This is a genomic window from Shewanella profunda (assembly GCF_023283765.1).
Classification (GTDB): domain Bacteria; phylum Pseudomonadota; class Gammaproteobacteria; order Enterobacterales; family Shewanellaceae; genus Shewanella; species Shewanella profunda.
Genome location: NZ_JAKILG010000091.1, coordinates 1 through 2,457 on the forward strand (window position 1 = coordinate 1; position 2,457 = coordinate 2,457).

Annotated in this window: 4 protein-coding genes and 1 pseudogene; 1 reads left to right on the forward strand and 4 read right to left on the reverse strand. The window is 41.4% G+C overall.

Translation table 11 applies throughout. From position 1 onward, the window contains the following. Positions 1-215: 215 nt before the first annotated feature. From L2744_RS21230 to L2744_RS21245, 4 genes are read right to left on the reverse strand one after another with little or no spacing between them, the layout of a single operon-like run. Positions 216-725 carry an RDD family protein gene (locus L2744_RS21230; RefSeq protein ID WP_248993741.1) on the reverse strand — a complete coding sequence of 170 codons (510 nt, stop codon included), beginning with the start codon at positions 723-725 and terminating at the stop codon, positions 216-218. Between the two features lie 45 nt (positions 726-770). Next, a complete protein-coding gene (locus tag L2744_RS21235; protein WP_007646407.1) occupies positions 771-1,028 on the reverse strand; it encodes a DUF2960 domain-containing protein in 258 nt (85 codons plus the stop codon). 29 nt (positions 1,029-1,057) lie between these two features. Continuing rightward, positions 1,058-1,408, reverse strand: coding sequence for a DMT family protein (locus tag L2744_RS21240; protein ID WP_006082592.1), 351 nt, complete (start codon positions 1,406-1,408; stop codon positions 1,058-1,060). Positions 1,409-1,410: 2 nt separating this feature from the next. Beyond that, positions 1,411-1,902, reverse strand: a complete 492-nt coding sequence (locus L2744_RS21245; RefSeq protein ID WP_248993742.1) for a GNAT family N-acetyltransferase — start codon at positions 1,900-1,902, stop codon at positions 1,411-1,413. Between the two features lie 314 nt (positions 1,903-2,216). On the opposite strand from L2744_RS21245, the pseudogene L2744_RS21250 reads away from it, so the two are divergent. Continuing rightward, positions 2,217-2,348 (forward strand): annotated as a pseudogene (locus tag L2744_RS21250) (hypothetical protein); the annotation flags it as partial. Between the last annotated feature and the right edge of the window lie 109 nt (positions 2,349-2,457).

Consider the following 2,457-nt stretch of genomic DNA (forward strand, 5'->3'; position numbering starts at 1 on the left):
TTTAAAACAGATTTGATAGTAGTAAAAAGACAGAAAGAGGCAACATAAAGATTACAGCCTTAAAAAAACAAACCCCGGTGTCAAAAACCGGGGTTTGTCATTAATCTGAAACGACGCATTAGCGTCGTTTTTTATATTCTGTGCAATACCAATCGTATTGTCTATGTTCACATTAACTGTATCTGCATAGGTAAAATGATTGGGATAAGTTCAGCTTAAGCGCCACGCCAGTTGCGCATTTGATTGGCTTCCTTTGATAGCACAACGACTTCTGAGCGGGTCATCATATCCTGTAAAGCTAATTTATCGGTGTTAATTAATATCCAAAGATTGCCAATACCCAGTAATGACCAAATAATGCGTGCATAGGCGGTAACCAGGCTTAAATTTTGGCCGTTAGGATGTTGGATTTTCAAGCGCCACGCGCGCATGCCTAAGGTTTGTCCGCCTCTACTCCAAAATAGCGCGTAGAAAGTGCCAACGCATAGGGCAAGCCATAGCTGATATATACCATGGTAAATCGGCGTGCCATTTAGGGCATCTGAGATATGTTCAAAACCATTCATGCTCACAAGTCCTGAGGATGTCAGGCCGAAAAATATTCCAAACCCAATGGCGCCGGCAAACATATAGACAGCAACCGCTAGTAGAAGATCGTAGATGGCGGCGCCCAATCGACGGAAAAATCCCGCCCGCGGAAAGTTGGCATGTTCACTATTTAACATTGGCTAATCCTAGTCTGAAAAAGGCATTATTAGATAAAATTGCACTTAAGCTTCGGGCTCTTCGTCGCGAACAAAGTGAATATTACTGAAGCCAAAACGGGCGAATTCAACTTTTCTAAAATCCTTTTCTGCCTTTGCGCCTTTGCGTGAGGTCATGGCAATTTGTTGTTCCATGGCTAAAAACTTCGTAAGGTCAATGCCTTCCGCTTCGGCGACGGCTTCATATAAATCGTGGTGTTTGTCGTAGCTAAAGGCGATGGTTTTAGTCTGACCTTTGAAGGTATAAGTGACTTGACGGGCCATGGGGGAGCTCTCCTGAAATAAGTCTGAAATTAATTAAATTCACTTCTAAAAATAAAATACACAGCACCTAAGATGCACAGTCCTGCCCACAGATAATCGAGCTTTAATGGTTCTTTCATGTAGAAATAGGCAAAGGGGACAAACAGACTCAAGGTGATGACTTCTTGTAAAATTTTTAATTGGCCGACATTCATCACCGTATACCCGATACGGTTAGCAGGCACTTGCAATAGGTATTCGAATAGGGCAATTCCCCAACTGACTAAGGCGGCAATAATCCAAGGTTTTGAGCCTAGGGTTTTTAAATGGCCATACCAAGCAAAGGTCATAAAGATATTGCTAAGGCAGAGTAAGCCAATAGTCGTCAGGGTCGGATTCATCTTTAATCTCTATGATTGATTTTATAAATCATATACATGGCATCATGGGTGTAAGTACCAAGACATTTATCGATGGTTTGAGATTTAAAACCCATTTTACGCCAATAACTGTCGGCGCCTTGCACTGCAACTAAGGATAACGAGTTGAGGTTCAAGCGATCCGCTAATAGTTTTAATCGCGTTAGTGCCTTAGTGCCAGCACCTAAACCTTGGGCTTTGACCGAAATTGCAATATCGTGCAGATATAAAGTATCTGCCTTCGGTAAATGGGTGATAGGTTCATATAGCGCGGGTGGCATATTAGTGGTCCAAGGGTGGGCTAAACAATAACCTACAACCGACTCATTGACTTCAAATACAAAGCAGGACTGGGGTGATACTTGCCATTTACTTTGTAGAACATGCAGAGGCTCAGGATCCAACTGCGCATAGCATTCATCTTGGATCTGTAGAATCGCATCCCAATCCTGTGGGGTGATTGCACGCAGTAACATGGCCGATATTTATCCCGTTCAAAGTGTCCTGATTAAAATAAGCTCGGCATTATATACTTAAACTCGCCTAAAAAGAGAATTCAGCGGTAATTTAAAGCCTCTATAAGCCAAGTAAAATGTTATTTCATTCATAAATACCACTTAGAATATGCAGTTATGAAGGCAATATCATAAGTGCATAATGTGGGAGGGATAAACCCATTTTAGAGTTAATTTTTTAGTTTAGAAATGATCCTTGTCTTGCTATTCTGTCGTTCATAAGTTGATAATTACAGTGAAATAAATGGAATGCTGTATCGTCCAAGGAGATGACTATGTGGGCGTTTTTAGTTGAACAGCCTAATTTACCTTATACCATCGCTTTTGCCTGTGTGCTTTTTCTGGGTGTTTTTGAAGCTTTCGCCCTCTTAATTGGTTTAAGCATGTTAAGTGCCTTGGACCAATGGCAGGGCGGGATCATACTTTGTTAACTAACGGAAACTTTTAGGCTTAAACAGGATCAGAGCAAGCATGTTATGCTAACGACCTATTCCCTATGTCACTGTTTGAACACTT